Source organism: Pelotomaculum sp. FP, assembly GCF_004369245.1.
GTDB classification, from domain to species: Bacteria; Bacillota; Desulfotomaculia; order Desulfotomaculales; family Pelotomaculaceae; genus Pelotomaculum_C; species Pelotomaculum_C schinkii.
This window is the reverse complement of record NZ_QFGB01000011.1, coordinates 79,526-93,824: the sequence shown is the minus strand read 5'-3', so window position 1 is coordinate 93,824 and position 14,299 is coordinate 79,526. Positions and strand designations below refer to the sequence as shown.

The 14,299-nt window shown below is 44.2% G+C and carries 15 protein-coding genes, 1 pseudogene and 1 riboswitch; of the genes and pseudogenes, 12 read left to right on the top strand and 4 right to left on the bottom strand.

What is annotated here, in order from left to right; genetic code table 11:
• Positions 1-954 precede the first annotated feature (954 nt).
• The 6 genes and pseudogenes from Psfp_RS06635 to Psfp_RS06610 form a co-directional block, all read left to right on the top strand.
• The gene (locus tag Psfp_RS06635) at positions 955-2,007 is read left to right on the top strand and encodes a DUF3231 family protein (RefSeq protein ID WP_134217764.1); all 1,053 of its coding nucleotides are present in this window, start codon (positions 955-957) and stop codon (positions 2,005-2,007) included.
• Between the two features lie 160 nt (positions 2,008-2,167).
• The gene (locus Psfp_RS06630) at positions 2,168-2,404 is read left to right on the top strand and encodes a hypothetical protein (protein ID WP_192895294.1); all 237 of its coding nucleotides are present in this window, start codon (positions 2,168-2,170) and stop codon (positions 2,402-2,404) included.
• Positions 2,405-2,652: 248 nt separating this feature from the next.
• Positions 2,653-2,761: riboswitch (SAM riboswitch) on the top strand.
• A gap of 69 nt (positions 2,762-2,830) precedes the next feature.
• Positions 2,831-3,748, top strand: a complete 918-nt coding sequence (metA, locus tag Psfp_RS06625) for a homoserine O-succinyltransferase (protein WP_134217762.1) — start codon at positions 2,831-2,833, stop codon at positions 3,746-3,748.
• Between the two features lie 165 nt (positions 3,749-3,913).
• Positions 3,914-5,200 (top strand): homocysteine synthase, encoded by a 1,287-nt coding sequence (locus tag Psfp_RS06620; RefSeq protein ID WP_134217761.1) that lies wholly within the window; start codon positions 3,914-3,916, stop codon positions 5,198-5,200.
• A 429-nt stretch (positions 5,201-5,629) separates the two neighbouring features.
• A complete protein-coding gene (gene cysK, locus Psfp_RS06615; RefSeq protein WP_134217760.1) occupies positions 5,630-6,559 on the top strand; it encodes a cysteine synthase A in 930 nt (309 codons plus the stop codon).
• A 47-nt stretch (positions 6,560-6,606) separates the two neighbouring features.
• Positions 6,607-6,787 (top strand): annotated as a pseudogene (locus tag Psfp_RS06610) (pyridoxal 5'-phosphate synthase lyase subunit PdxS); the annotation flags it as partial.
• A gap of 185 nt (positions 6,788-6,972) precedes the next feature.
• Here the strand turns inward: Psfp_RS06610 and Psfp_RS06605 are convergent.
• The 3 genes from Psfp_RS06605 to Psfp_RS06595 are packed head-to-tail and all read right to left on the bottom strand — an operon-like array spanning position 6,973 to position 9,143.
• Complete coding sequence (locus tag Psfp_RS06605) at positions 6,973-7,662, bottom strand: (Fe-S)-binding protein (RefSeq protein ID WP_243120506.1); 690 nt, start codon at positions 7,660-7,662, stop codon at positions 6,973-6,975.
• Positions 7,625-8,335, bottom strand: coding sequence for a GTP-binding protein (locus Psfp_RS06600; protein ID WP_134217758.1), 711 nt, complete (start codon positions 8,333-8,335; stop codon positions 7,625-7,627). The genes Psfp_RS06605 and Psfp_RS06600 overlap by 38 nt, the downstream gene beginning before the upstream one ends.
• A 28-nt stretch (positions 8,336-8,363) precedes the next feature.
• Positions 8,364-9,143 carry an ATP-binding cassette domain-containing protein gene (locus Psfp_RS06595; protein ID WP_134217757.1) on the bottom strand — a complete coding sequence of 260 codons (780 nt, stop codon included), beginning with the start codon at positions 9,141-9,143 and terminating at the stop codon, positions 8,364-8,366.
• 451 nt (positions 9,144-9,594) lie between these two features.
• Here Psfp_RS06595 and cysE point away from each other — a divergent pair, with 451 nt between their 5' ends.
• The 3 genes from cysE (at position 9,595) to Psfp_RS06580 (ending at position 11,592) form a co-directional block, all read left to right on the top strand.
• On the top strand, positions 9,595-10,353 hold the full coding sequence (cysE, locus tag Psfp_RS06590; RefSeq protein ID WP_134217756.1) for a serine O-acetyltransferase: 759 nt from the start codon (positions 9,595-9,597) through the stop codon (positions 10,351-10,353).
• A 198-nt stretch (positions 10,354-10,551) separates the two neighbouring features.
• Positions 10,552-10,932, top strand: a complete 381-nt coding sequence (locus Psfp_RS06585) for a DUF2512 family protein (RefSeq protein WP_134217755.1) — start codon at positions 10,552-10,554, stop codon at positions 10,930-10,932.
• Positions 10,933-11,190: 258 nt separating this feature from the next.
• Positions 11,191-11,592 (top strand): cupin domain-containing protein, encoded by a 402-nt coding sequence (locus tag Psfp_RS06580; RefSeq protein WP_243120505.1) that lies wholly within the window; start codon positions 11,191-11,193, stop codon positions 11,590-11,592.
• Between the two features lie 181 nt (positions 11,593-11,773).
• Here Psfp_RS06580 and Psfp_RS06575 read toward each other — a convergent pair whose 3' ends face one another.
• Positions 11,774-12,247: a GyrI-like domain-containing protein gene (locus Psfp_RS06575; protein ID WP_190239276.1), complete on the bottom strand. Its 474-nt coding sequence runs from the start codon at positions 12,245-12,247 to the stop codon at positions 11,774-11,776.
• Between the two features lie 359 nt (positions 12,248-12,606).
• Between Psfp_RS06575 and Psfp_RS06570 the strand changes: the two genes are divergently transcribed.
• The 3 genes from Psfp_RS06570 (at position 12,607) to Psfp_RS06560 (ending at position 14,210) form a co-directional block, all read left to right on the top strand.
• Positions 12,607-12,807, top strand: coding sequence for a DUF3006 domain-containing protein (locus Psfp_RS06570; protein ID WP_134217753.1), 201 nt, complete (start codon positions 12,607-12,609; stop codon positions 12,805-12,807).
• Between the two features lie 109 nt (positions 12,808-12,916).
• Positions 12,917-13,786, top strand: coding sequence for a ComEC/Rec2 family competence protein (locus tag Psfp_RS06565; RefSeq protein ID WP_134217752.1), 870 nt, complete (start codon positions 12,917-12,919; stop codon positions 13,784-13,786).
• Between the two features lie 226 nt (positions 13,787-14,012).
• Entirely contained in the window at positions 14,013-14,210 is a 198-nt protein-coding gene (locus tag Psfp_RS06560) for a hypothetical protein (protein ID WP_134217751.1), read from the top strand.
• Positions 14,211-14,299 lie beyond the last annotated feature (89 nt).

The following is a 14,299-nucleotide window of genomic DNA, read 5'->3' as shown; positions in this document are numbered from 1 at the left end:
CGGCGAAGTGTTTAATCCCTGCGACCTTTTTCAGGTCGATATACCGATAGAGCTTCGCAATAAGCAAAAGGAGAAAGCTTTGAGGCAGGCTGCCAAACTTTTGATTACCCAAGGCGTTATAAGCCCCGAGCATATCACGCTGCCCGCTTAACCCATTCTACGCTCTGCTTCTGTTAGGGCTTGTTTGCTATACTCTTTTTTAACCTCAGGGGCCTTCAACCCTTGCTGTGAATGTTTTCACGCTATACCCCCTCACCGTCAGGTTTCTATTAGGTTATGCAGACTATGGCTTCATTGCTAATATCTGGAACAAATTTTTGATCCATAAGTTTCACAGCAAGAACGGTCTTGGCCCGATGAACTGTATGGATGAATAGCACGAAAGATGGCTCTTTATCAACCATTGCGGTGGGGGTGTGACGGCAGAAGGAGACCAAATATAAGAATAATATCAACAAGCCAGGGGCGGGGAGATTAAACTCCCGTCCCAATTTTTTGACTTTAAGTAATAGGCCTGAAATGTGATAGAAATGTAACATCTTTGAGATGGTTTCGTAAAAAGTTTTTCTTATAATGAATTCAGCCATATCGGAAGGGGGGGAGAAATAGGGATATTTTGTATTAAAGGGGGCCTTACTAGTTAAAGTTCGACGTAGTATTTAACGGAAACCAGATAGGCGGGCTAAGTTTGGTTCATGATTACCTGTTTTTTTGAAAATCGCTACGAAACATAGTTCCTCGCCTCGAGCAAGGCTCTACCTGCAACACATCACAGTGAAAGAAGCTGTACTATCCCTGTTGGTTAAATCTCGGCTGCTACCGGAAGCCTCCTAGGTCATCTGGGTTTGCGGGTCCAAATACAAATAACGCATAATAGCTACAGACAACGGCAAAATAAGTAAAGAAAAAAATATAGCTATTGACTTACATCACGGTGGGAGGATGGCCCATTAAATGGAAACACCTTTAATAGGTAGTAGTAACATTATTAATGAAGAACCTTTTTGTTGTTACCCTGGATTAAATTCATCGGAAATCGGTAACCTTTGGAACACATATCTGAATGTCGATATGGTTTCCGTCTTCGTAAAACACCTTTCCCGGCACGTTGAGGATAGTGATATTAAACCTTTAGTTGAAGAAGCCGTCCAGTTATATGAGCAGAGGGCAAAAGACATTAGAAATATCATGGAACAGGATAACTTACCACAACCGGTAGGTTTTACTGCAGAAGATATTAACCTAGGGGCGCCTCGTCTCTATTCCGATATCTTCTGTATTTACTATTTATTTTGTCTTGAAAGATTTATTATGCCCAGAAATACCCTTACATGGGGGCTATTAACCCGTTCTGATGTAAGGGAGGTCTTCAATAAGAGTATCGTCTCGTCTATGGAGTATTTTGACAAGGTTACTAACACCCTGCTTTCTAAGGGCCTTTATATCAGGTATCCTAATGTTACTATTTCTAAAGTAACTGATTTTGTTAAAAAACAAAACTTCTTAACCGGGTTCCTCGGCATGAAGAGACCTTCTCTCGCTCAAGAGATTGCTACGTCTTTTCACATAGTTTTCTTAAACTCCGTGGGGAAGAATCTTATGACCGGGTTCAGGCAGGTAGCCAAGTCGAAGCAGGTTAGGAATTACATTGAAAGAGGTATAAAACTTTCAGATAAAATAATGGGCATATTTAGCGCTCATTTAAGAGAAGAAGATATTCCTGTCCCCATGTTTTGGGACGCTATGGTGACAGACTCAATTGAACCTCCCGTTTCGGATAAATTGATGATGTTTCACATCGGATTGATAAGTACCTGCGGTGCAATGGAATATGCTTATCTTATGACCTTGAACTTTAGACATGACCTCAAGGCGAAGTATCTTCTTATCATGACTGAAGCCGGAGACTTTGCAGAGGACGGAACAAATATTATGATAGACAACAGCTGGTTTGAGGAGCCGCCACGTCTTGTTGATAGGAAGAAGCTTATAAATAAAATACACTGAGTTACTACTTTAATAACCTGCTTACAAAATACACATTGCAGATGGAACAGTACTAGACATGATAATGGGCATGGCTCAAAGCCGGATACATGGAAGAAGGCAAATTCCATCTACTGATTTCGGCACACCTCAGGGCGGGTTATGCAAAGCTTCGCATAAGGTGGAGTTATCAGTCCACAATCACCTGATTAAAAAGCATCCTTGCTTCAACGGAGAAGCCCACCATAAATACGGAAGGATTCACCTGCCGGTCAGCCTGTCCTGCAACATCCAGTGCCGCTTCTGCAAGCACGGTTTCAATAAGTGGGAAAAAAGGCCCGTGGTATGCCGTGCGGTTCTCACGCCGGAGGAGTCCCTGGATAAGGTAAGCCAGGCTCTGGAACTCTGCCCGAGATAACGGTAGTTGGCCATAGCTGGTCCCGGGGACCCTCTCGCTACTGACCAGTCACTCCTCCAAAAAACCTCAGACCACTTACAGGGTGACATTTTCTCAGAAATATTTCAGGGTGACATTATCACAGAATGAACACACACCTCCTAAAAAAGTTATTGACAAACCTTGATAAAAGCAATAAAATAAATCTCAATTAATAACACTAATGAAATATCATTAGTAGGAATTCAATCGATAATTTAATATTAGGACTCTTATCCAGAGAGGTGGAGGGACTGGCCCGATGAAGCCCGGCAACCGGTATTTTGTTAAAAATACAGCGGTGCCAATTCCTGCAATGGAAACATTGAGAGATGAGAGAGAGATTATGCCAAATTTATCCTCTTTCATTAGGAAAGAGGATTTTTAATTTTGAAAGGGGTGTGTTAGGTGCCTATTAATATTCCTGATGATCTTCCATCATCAGAGATTTTAAATAATGAAAACATTTTCGTTATGAATGAAGAGCGTGCAGTCCACCAGGATATAAGACCGCTCAGTATTGTTTTGTTAAACCTGATGCCCAACAAAATCACAACTGAAACACAGATACTAAGACATTTGAGTAATTCACCTTTGCAGGTGGATGTAACTCTACTGCACCCGGAAACTCATTCTTCAAAGAATACCCCTAGGGAACATTTACTTAAGTTCTATGAAAAATTTGAAGAGATCAAAGAAAAGAAATTCGACGGTATGATCATAACCGGCGCCCCCGTTGAACAGATGGATTATGAGGGGGTTGATTACTGGCCGGAGTTGGTCAAGATTATGGAATGGAGCCTGCACCATGTATACTCAACATTTCACATATGCTGGGGAGCGCAGGCCGGGTTATACCACCATTTTGGTGTTCCCAAGTATCAACTTCCGGCAAAGATGTTTGGTGTTTTTCCCCATGTAGTAAACAAAAAGAATATCAGGCTGCTCAGGGGATTTGATGATATTTTCTTTGCACCCCACTCAAGACACACAGAAGTGAGAAGAGATGACATTGAGAAAGTAAAAGAGCTGGAAATACTGTCTGAATCAAGAGAGTCTGGTGTTTATATAGTGTCATCTAAAGGTGGCCGCCAAATTTTTGTTATGGGACATTCGGAATACGACCCACTATCATTGAAATCAGAGTATGACCGGGATGTGGCAAAAGGGCTTCCAATTAATATTCCCAAAAATTATTTTCCGGATGATGATCCGGAAAAGACACCTGTCGTAAAGTGGAGGGGTCATGCCAACCTGCTGTTTTCAAACTGGCTCAATTATTACGTATATCAGGAAACACCTTATAACATAAACGAAATTGGATAAAGGAGGTTTTTGAGAATAAATCATATGGCTATGCGGGTGAAGGGAGAGTGTTGTTATCATATTATACTGAGGTTAAGACGTATGTCTCTAATTTGAGGAAAATACTTAATAATTATGGTTTATGATAGTATGTCTTAAAGATATTATTAACGAGGAGAGATAAAAGTGAGCAATAAGAAACTAAGTTTTGAAACACTACAAGTGCATGCAGGGCAGGAAGAGCCGGATTCGGCAACAAGAGCAAGAGCAGTCCCAATTTATCAAACAACATCGTATGTCTTTGAAGATGCAGATCACGCTGCAGATCTGTTCAATTTAAGAAAGCCGGGAAATATCTATACCAGAATTATGAATCCGACTCAGGATGTTTTTGAAAAAAGAATTGCAGCATTGGAAGGCGGCGTTGGCGCACTGGCAGCATCATCAGGGTCGGCGGCAATCTTATATGCTATTCTTAATGTTGCCAGTGCAGGTGACGAAATAGTTGCTGCAAGTACCTTATATGGCGGAACCTATGAGCAGTTTTCAGTTACCTTGAGAAAATTGGGAATTAATGTAATCTTTGTTGATCCTGATGATCCGGAAAACTTCAGAAAAGCTATCACTGATAAGACAAAGGCACTTTATGGTGAAACTATCGGAAACCCCAGAATAAATGTTTTGGATATTGAAGCTGTTGCCAAAATAGCTCACGAGAACAAATTGCCGCTTATTGTTGACAGTACTTTTACAACCCCATACCTCCTCAGACCTATAGAATACGGTGCGGATGTAGTCGTTCATTCCGCTACTAAATTCATTGGCGGGCATGGCACTACCATTGGAGGAGTCATAGTTGACGGTGGCAAATTCGACTGGGCGGGAAGCGGTAGATTCCCCGATTTCACCACGCCGGACAAGAGTTATGGTGGTATTAGATATGCACAGGACTTAGGGGCACGGGCGTACATTTTAAAAGCAAGAGTGCAGCTTTTAAGAAATACAGGCGCGGCAATTAGTCCATTCAGTGCATTCTTATTCCTGCAAGGGCTGGAATCTTTATCTCTACGAATTGAAAGACATGTTGCCAACACCAGAAAAATTGTAGAATATTTAAGCCGGCATCCCAAAGTTTCCTGGATTAATTACCCTGAACTAGAAGGAAGCCAGTATTATCCCCTGGCAAAAAAATACCTGCCAAAAGGCGCAGGTTCAATATTTACCTTTGGGATAAAAGGTGGAGTGGCAGCGGGAAAGAACTTTATTAATAGTTTAAAACTGTTCTCTCTGTTGGCCAATGTTGGGGACGCCAAGTCACTTGTCATTCACCCGGCAAGTACAACTCACGCGGAACTGGATGAGGAAGAGCAAAAAGCTGCTGGTATTACCCCGGATTTGGTAAGACTTTCAATCGGGATCGAAGGCGTCAATGATTTAATCGATGATTTGGAGCAAGCGCTTGCTAAAGTATAAATTTCAATAATAAAGGATAAAACTGCTAACTGGTTAATCAAGGGCTGTGTCTCATTAATTATGAGATACGGCCTTTTTTATAAGCAACTGGTTGAATAAACATGTTGCTCGTGGAATGACCGGATATCAAGAGGTACAGGAAAGTATTCGCCACAAAAATTCTCTTATACAGCTATTGACTGAAGTTATTGTATGTGATATAAAATTAGTATTCATATAATAATACTATGTTTTGGATGTTGCTATATTTTTAGGATTCAAATCGTAAGAGGAATGGCAGACATGACAGTTCTGATCGTTTGCGCCGACCGGTGTGTACACCAATTTGCACCAGCGCTAAACGAAGGAAAAGAACTTTCAGGAGCAAAAATTTTAACAAATTAAATTTAACAAATTAAATAAGTAAAAAACACAGGAGGCAGATGAAACATGGCTAAAATTGCAAATAACCTTACGGAGTTAATCGGCAGGACCCCATTACTCAGGTTGCAGCGAGTTGCGGCCGGGTTGGAAGCAGAAGTAGTTGTTAAAGTGGAAGGCCTTAACCCCGCCGGCAGCGTCAAGGACCGTATCGGCTACAGCATGATTAAAGACGCGGAAGACAAAGGCTTGCTCAACAAGGATAGTGTTATTATTGAACCTACCAGCGGTAATACGGGGATAGCCCTTGCTTTTGTAGCCGCGGCCAGGGGATACCGCTTAATCCTGACCATGCCGGACACAATGAGTATAGAAAGACGCAGCCTCTTAAAAGCCTACGGCGCTGAACTGGTCCTGACCCCCGGGTCAGACGGCATGAAAGGCGCTATCCGCAAGGCCGAGGAACTTGCCGCCCAAATCCCCAATTCCTTTATTCCCCAGCAGTTTAAAAACCCGTCCAACCCGGCCATTCACCGCGCCACGACTGCCGAAGAGATCTGGAACGACACAGACGGCAAGGTGGATATTGTGGTCGGCGGGGTAGGTACCGGCGGGACCATCACTGGTGTGGGAGAAGTTATTAAGTCCCGTAAACCAGACTTCAAGGTGGTAGCAGTGGAACCATTTGACTCGCCGGTGCTTTCCGGGGGAAATCCGGGACCGCATAAGATACAGGGAATTGGCGCCGGCTTTGTACCGGATGTATTGGATTTAAAGCTTGTCGATGAGATATTTAAAGTCAAAAATGAAGAGGCTTTTGAAATTGGCCGTCGTTTAGCCAGGGAAGAAGGACTTTTAGTGGGGATTTCTTCGGGTGCCTCTGCTTTTGCCGCCATCCAGCTTGCGAAAAGACCCGAGAATAAAGGCAAACTTATTGTAGCAATATTACCTGACACAGGTGAACGTTATTTGAGCACACCACTCTTCCAGGAGCCGTAATAACCGGTTAAGCATAAGTTGGGGGGATACGAACGGGAGGGTTATAGTTGGTAGAAAACGGGACCTTGACCTTGAAAAAAGGCTTGGCCGAAATGTTCAAAAATGGTGTGCTCATGGATGTCACCTCACCCGAACAGGCCAAAATTGCCGAGGAGGCCGGAGCCTGCGCCGTAATGGCGCTGGAGAGGGTTCCGGCCGATATCCGGGCGGCGGTGTGCCCGCATGGCACCGGCCAGGGCCAAGGCCATTGTCGCAGCCACCACCCATTACAACGACCCACATGTTTTGCCCGAAGTTTCCCGCGACCTGGGCGAGGCCATGCATGGTCTTTGAAAGTGTTGTTTTCCAGGTTTGAAGATGATAAGAAGCTGTTCACAAAGGAATGGCTTCTTATCATCTGTAGTTGTGCTTCACTAATCCATACCGGCCAGAATGCGGATATCTTCGATACGCACATGCATGCCGCAGCTCTTTTGTAAAATCATGTTAATAAGTCCGGTATGGTTTAAAGCCATCATACAAAAGCCCGGTAGAAAAGTGACCCGGCAACCAAAGGCGGGTTCCCTGGTTACTCTGTTGGCAATTCCCTCAAACCCAATCATATGATAAGCGTTAACGTCCTTGACTTCTTGTTCCCTGGAGTACTTGGGACCGACCACCCAAGTATATAAAAGCCCGGTGACTTTTTCCGCCTTGATGACCTTCAGTACATGCGGTATCGGGCAACCGGCCCCCATCGGGCGGCCGAGGACCAGGTCACCTTTTTGGATATTCATTTTTTCTACCAAATCTGAACGGAAAGGCAGGACAATTTTACGGGCTGAGATTTCACCCGGCAGAGGGCCCAGTACAAAATCGTAAGGATGGCCCAAAATATCTTTACCCGTATAAATTGCTTCACTTGAATGTTCAGACTGCCGGCACGTTTGCCTGTCACTGTAAAAAGGGCAGTCGTTATAATTTTTCTGTCCTGTATTGATCATGCGCAGAAAGCTTTTACAGCTGCTTTCACCACATAGCCCGCAGTTTTTCCCCGGCGGAAGCCAAGACTCCAGTGGCGGCATATCATTCACCTCGGTACAGGTATTCGGCAGTTTGACCATCCAGTTTCTGGATGATGCCAAAGTGATGCTTCCAGCCAATTTCTTTTTTGCCAATACAGATGGTACAGGTTCCAAGAGGCGGGTTACCCTTGAGGAGCAGGTTTTCCTCCTCAATATCCGGTGAATCTTTAATCAAAGCATACAGGTGGTGCAGGGAAGTACCCTGCAGGGCGTTTGTTTCCATTAGAATGACCCCGGGGTGGACCTCCTTGATTTTCTGGGTCATCACTTCCCGTTCGGCCTGGCTGATCAGGTCAATTTTGGTAACGATGGCTATGTCCGCGAGGCTTACCATGGCGCCCATTTTTTCCGGGGTGTGGATGCCGGAAATTGAGCTGAGCACGACCACGCCCAGACCCTGGTTCAGGTAGGGCGAACAGCGGAGGCATAGACCTGCGCTTTCTATAATTAACAGGTCCGAGTAGTTAGAGGCCGCCCACTCGATAGCGTCAGCCATAATCATAACACCGGCATGGTCGGGACACAGGTCGCCGGAATACCATTTCCTGGTTATGATATTGAATTCTTTTCGCAATTCGATATCCTCAAAGGCTTTTACCACGTCAATTTTTAAAAAAGCAATACGCATTTCACCCTGCAGTCGCCTGACAATCTGTTTCACCAGCGCAGTTTTACCGGCTGAGGGGGGCCCGGCGATAACCAGAAGTTTCAAAAAAAGGCACCTCCACTAATCTTAAGTATTACGCGAAATTTACTGCAATAAGTTCTTTGGTAATCATTTTTCCTGCTCTTAATTTCTCTCTGATGATATCTACCCTATCATCAAGTTCGAGCAGGTTGTGCGCAGCTTTAACCTCCAGGTCGCTGCGGTGGATGATTCTTTTGACCGCCCCGTTCTCCATGATGATGCGCTTTTGGGTTAACAGGGCAATGACCGGGTCGTGGGTCACGAAAACAACTATTTTCCCGGTATCCTGAATCATTCTGACGACCTCACGCTTGAAAATCCCGGCGTTCTCGATTTCATCCAGCAGGATTACAGGAGCAGCGCCAATTAACATGGCGTCGGCCACCAAAAGGGATCTGGTTTGTCCGCCGGACAGGACGGTAACTCTGCTATCTTTTTCGATTTTTTCTCCTGTAAACTTGTTGGCCAGGTCTATGGTTTCATAGACAACCATATCATCATGAATTCCACGGGCACGGGCATGGATCCCCAAAAACTCTTCAGTTGAGACGTCTGCAAAACATTTGGTATTTTGCGTAATCATGGCGATTGGCTTAAGAGAGGGATTGCTTCTGACATCATCACTGGGAACCTGGCCGTTGACCAGCAAGCGGCGCTTGGTAGAGGTATCCCCCTGGGCAAGAAGCTCGATGTCGGTTATAAAAGCAGTTTTACCGCTGCCGGTAGGGCCGACGATCGATATGGTTTCTCCGGCAGCAAGCGTAATTTGATCAAATTTTTCTCTTAACCCTCTTTTATCCAAACCGGGAAGAATTGTTATTTCGTTTATCAACTGTCTCGCTCCTTTCATATTCGTCTCTGTAAAATATGTATTTTTTATACATTTGTGTTCTATAATGCCCACAATATTTGGTGGTAATATATACATCCAGCGGTATCATTTGAAATAGATGTTATAAAACGTAATTATTGCGGCCTATTGCTTGTTTTTGTTAATTAAGGTAGTAGATATTAACATAATTGGTACCTTCTTTTCTGCACGCCTGTGAGTGCTAACCACGGTGACTTTTTTATTGTGGCGAGCATTATTGTAGTTGACAAAAACCTAGTAGTTTAATATGATTAAAGTATACTTTTTCAATTAGGTTACTAAACTAACCATATATTTCCGTTGCAGGCCGACCTACCACTCAAGATAAGGATCGACTGCCGGAATAATTATTATTAAATCAATCTGAATAGTGTGATTATTTTTAACTATCTCACTTGGGAGGATGACAGCTATGTTTAGCCGGCTTAGAAAGGACATAAGTGTAGTAATGGAACGGGATCCTGCCGCAAAATCAACACTGGAAGTAATCCTTTGCTACCCTGGTTTGCACGGCCTGTTGATATACAGGGTAGCGCACGCCTTTTATCAGAGACGCTGGTTTGTTACGGCCAGGTTGATTTCCCAGTTTGGGCGCTTTTTGACCGGGATAGAAATCCACCCTGGAGCGAAAATAGGGGAGGGCCTTTTCATCGACCACGGTTCGGGCGTGGTTATTGGCGAAACCGCTGAAATCGGCAATAACGTTACCCTATACCAGGGTGTCACTCTGGGGGGCACGGGTAAAGAAAAGGGCAAGAGACATCCAACCATAGGCGATAACGTTGTAGTAAGTTCGGGCGCCAAAGTTTTAGGTTCCTTTACCGTTGGTGATAACGTTAAAATTGGCGCCGGATCGGTTGTTCTAAAAGCCATTCCACCGGACAGTACAGTTGTGGGGGTACCTGGTAGGGTGGTAGTTCAAAATGGGAAAAAGGTATTAGATGAAAAAAGAAGCGGGGAAAAAGAAATTGACCTGCGTCACGACCTGCTCCCCGACCCGGTAGCAGACGTGCTCTCTTGCCTGCAATTAAATATTGAAAAGTTGGAGAAACGTGTCCTGGAACTGGAGCGCCAGAATATCCAGCTCTCTGTGCAGCGCTTCAGACAGATTGAGGATAATCCGGCAGACCACGGCGAAGAACGTTTGGCCGGCAGCGGGCGTTCGGCATAATAAAGCTAAATATTGTCGGGCGGAAATGATCCACCAAAGCAGAATAGTTGCTATGTGCTGATAATAACTTTATACTCACCATAAAAGAATAGTCGAGTTAACAAACCAGAATACATGTTGGTTATGAACCCCAATGATGGGGTTTTTTTATGTATAAAAAACAAAAAATGATTCATACTAAAAAGAAAAGGAGGTGAAATGATGATATTTAGTAGACATGTTACAGCACTGTTAATAAAATTTGTTATGATTGCTATCATAAGCATCGTGTTATTGCCTCTATTCAGCCAAATAACCGCCATCCAGGCTTTTGTTATAGCTCTGGTCCTGACGATAGTGGCCTACTTAGCAGGTGATTTGTGGATACTGCATCGTTACGGGAATGTTTATACAACTATTGCAGATGTGGTTATGGCAGCCCTGGTAATAGGGATAGCCGATCAAATACTGCACTACACGATGACGATAACGGCGGCAGGCTGGATTATCACACTTGCCCTGATTGCATTCGGAGAATGGTATTTCCATAAGTACCTGGTTATTCCTATGAACACGGTGGGCAATGAGCCACCCGTTTAAGGGAAAATCTGCATAAGGCCTACAGTTCACACAAACACCTTCTGTCGTCATTATGCAGGGGGTGTTTTTCATCATTATGTGATAACGGCAGCGCTTACCCTTTAACATTATGAAAATTTTGCAACAGATGGATAAGACAGGCTGATATTGTGTGAATTATATGGTACTATAGCGATAGCCCGGTTTTCTGCTGATAATAGGTAGGATAAGAGGTTAAGCAGGAAACGGATTCTATTAATAAGCAAGGGGAGGTTTTAAATGATGAGCGGAGACTACCATTTTGTCGAACGGATACTGGCCGGAAAGATAGGTTATCTTGGCCAGGAGGATTTAGTTGTTGAAGACCTGGAGTGGTATCCACATGCCAAATTCAAAGGGGTTTTTCAGAAGAACATGGTCAAAGGGGATACCAACGGTGGTAAATTCAGCTGCCACCTTGTGAAAATAGAAGACGGTTTTGAAATCGGGGACCATATCCATGAAGGAAGATGGGAATTGCATGAGGTAGTGGGCGGAACCGGTTTGGGGTACATGGCAGGCCGGGAAATTGTCTATGAGCCGGGTGTCACCGTTGTAGTGCCTGACAGCGTTGAACATAAGATTGTCGCAAATCGAGGGGATGTGTACATCCTGGCTAAATTTATCCCGGCGCTGATTTAATCTTCTAAAACATTCAATTATAATTGCAAATTAATACGAAAATATTCAATAATGTGGGTGCGAATTCATTCGCACAAGACCCCAAAACTGTGTAGAGCAAGTACGATTAAATTGCGTCCATATGAGTGTTGCAAAAAAAGTGAGTCCTGGTATTTTGAGCATACCTGGACTCCCATATTTTTTAATCGTGTTCTTTTTTAAGTGGCAGGATGATCTCAATCAAAAGTTGTTCGGGTGATGTTGCCTGCGGATCAGTATCATATATTTCACGAATAGGGTAAGCCGGATGGTAACCATTTTTTTTGATCCAGGCGTACAAGGCCCCGTAAGCGCCTTCCAGGCTATTATCCGGGTCCAGATGTTCTATTACCGACGCCGCATGGACAGGCGGCAAGACCTTATTGGCCAGGGCTTTGTCTGTTACCGGCCAGGCAACTTCCAGTTCTGTCTCCATGGAATTGAAATCTACTTCCTTATCATAGAGTACGATCGGAGGTCCCGAACAATTTCCGCCCATAGAAATAATTTCTTCTAAACTGGCCGTCATCAAAGTGGCGAGGTCGTTGGGATATTCTGTAACCTTCCCGCGCATAGTTCGCACAGGGATTTCATCTAAATCTTTTGCACGTATATCATAACGTTTTTCTTCAGTCAAATTCATTACCTCCAATGTTTTTTTGCTGCCAGGCAAGCGTTTAATAACTGCTGCTTCAGGGCACATCTTTAGTTTATAAGTTGCCCTTGGGGTGATGTCAATATAAATAGCAAAATTTTTTAAGGAATCTGTATGAATGGACCCGGCTGACGCCGGGACTTTTTCATAAGGCGGTGGGCAGCGAGATGGTGTTATTGTATAAAAAGGTCTAGAACCGGGTACATTTATTGTGTATGCCACTTTTTTATGCCTCGCTCAAAAGAAGCGGGGACTTCTTTTTTTGAGGAAGGACAAAGACATAACTCTGGCGAAGTAAAAATTAAAATAAAATCTTAAGAATCGATAACCGGAGGTCCCTTATGTACATAATTGACCGCTTTGAAGGTGACTGGGCTGTAATTGAGTATGAACGGCAGACATTCAACCTGCCGAGACAACTTCTGCCCCCGGAAGCATTGGAGGGGGATGTGGTTACAATTTCCATTGGCGTCGACGCCAAGGCTACAGCCACTGTTAAGGAGGATATCAAAAGGCTGGCGCGCCAGGTATTTAAAGATTAAAGATAGCCTCGTACTGCTTGTCCGGCGCCAGCAGAGTATGAAGACTTTGCCATACGGGTACGATTTCAATCGCGCAAAACTGAGTAGCAGTTTAAGATAGAGGTATAGTGTGAAAAGATTATCGATCTTGTTGTTGATTTTGTTTTTAGCCTTTGGGTTGGCCGGCTGCGGGTTAACCACACCCCCCGAACAGTCGAACGGGTTGTCGGTTTCCCCCGGCGCTTTACGCGTTCATTTTTTAGATGTTGGGCAAGGAGACTGCATACTCGTACAGTTTCCAAACGGGCGGAACATGCTGGTGGATGCAGGAAAGAATGACAGCGCCGTCGCAATTATTGACTATTTAGAAGCACGAGGAATTGCCAGGCTGGACTACCTGGTTGGCACCCATCCTCATGAAGACCATATCGGCTCGCTTGATACAGTTATTCAGGAATTCCCTGTTGGCGAAATCCTGTTGCCCAAAGTTACGGCCAATACCAGGACTTTTCGGGAACTGCTGGAAGCGATTGCCGGTAAAGGGCTGCGGGTCACTACGGCCAAAGCCGGCGTGAATATCCTGGAGGAAGAGGGGCTTTCGGTGAAAGTCCTGGCCCCTATGGGCTCTTCCTATAATGATCTGAACAATTATTCAGCGGTAATCAAGATCACCTACCGTGAGGTATCGTTCCTTCTGGAAGGCGATGCTGAATCGGAGTCCGAGAAAGAGATGCTCAACAGTGGCGCCGACGTCAGGGCTGATGTCCTCAAGGTTGGCCATCATGGCAGCAATTCCTCCACTTCTCCGGCTTTTTTAAGTATAGTTAAGCCTGAATACGCCGTCATTTCACTCGGGGCAGATAACGATTACCACCATCCCCACCCGACTACCCTGGCTAAGTTGAAAAAAGCCGGCGTGAACATCTTACGTACTGACGAGAGAGGGACAATTGTCTTTACCACTGACGGAAAAAATATTAATGTTGAGACGGTAAAATAAGGATTAAAAAAGATGTCATAAATGGAGGCTGTCCAAATTAAAAATTAGGAGGTACGCTTTTTAGACGCAGCAAGAATCACCCCTTTCCCCCCGACAATCAGAGATAAATGGCGGAAATAGTGTTTAAATGTTGAGAATTGTCGGAAAATTCCTAAAGGATTATCCATTATTTTGGCGAATGAATTAACTAATGGTAGGAAGCTAATGTTAGGAAGGGGGCTTTCTGATGCTGGCTAAAAAGGAGGAGTATGTACAGATTGAAGTGGGGGGCAAAAGATATTTATGCTCCGTGTGGTACAAAAGTAGAGATATACTTTGGTATGGAAAAGGGCTGGAGTCCGGTTTAACCAAACTCTGTTATGCAGTATCCAAAGAGGGTTTATTAAAAAAGATTAGCATGCAAATTGCCGCAGAAAGTAAGTGACTTGCGATGATAATGCGGAAGTGGTATGATCTGAATATATTATAGGTTTATCCTTCAAAAAGCAAAGTATCAAGGAAAAGCCTCCGGGC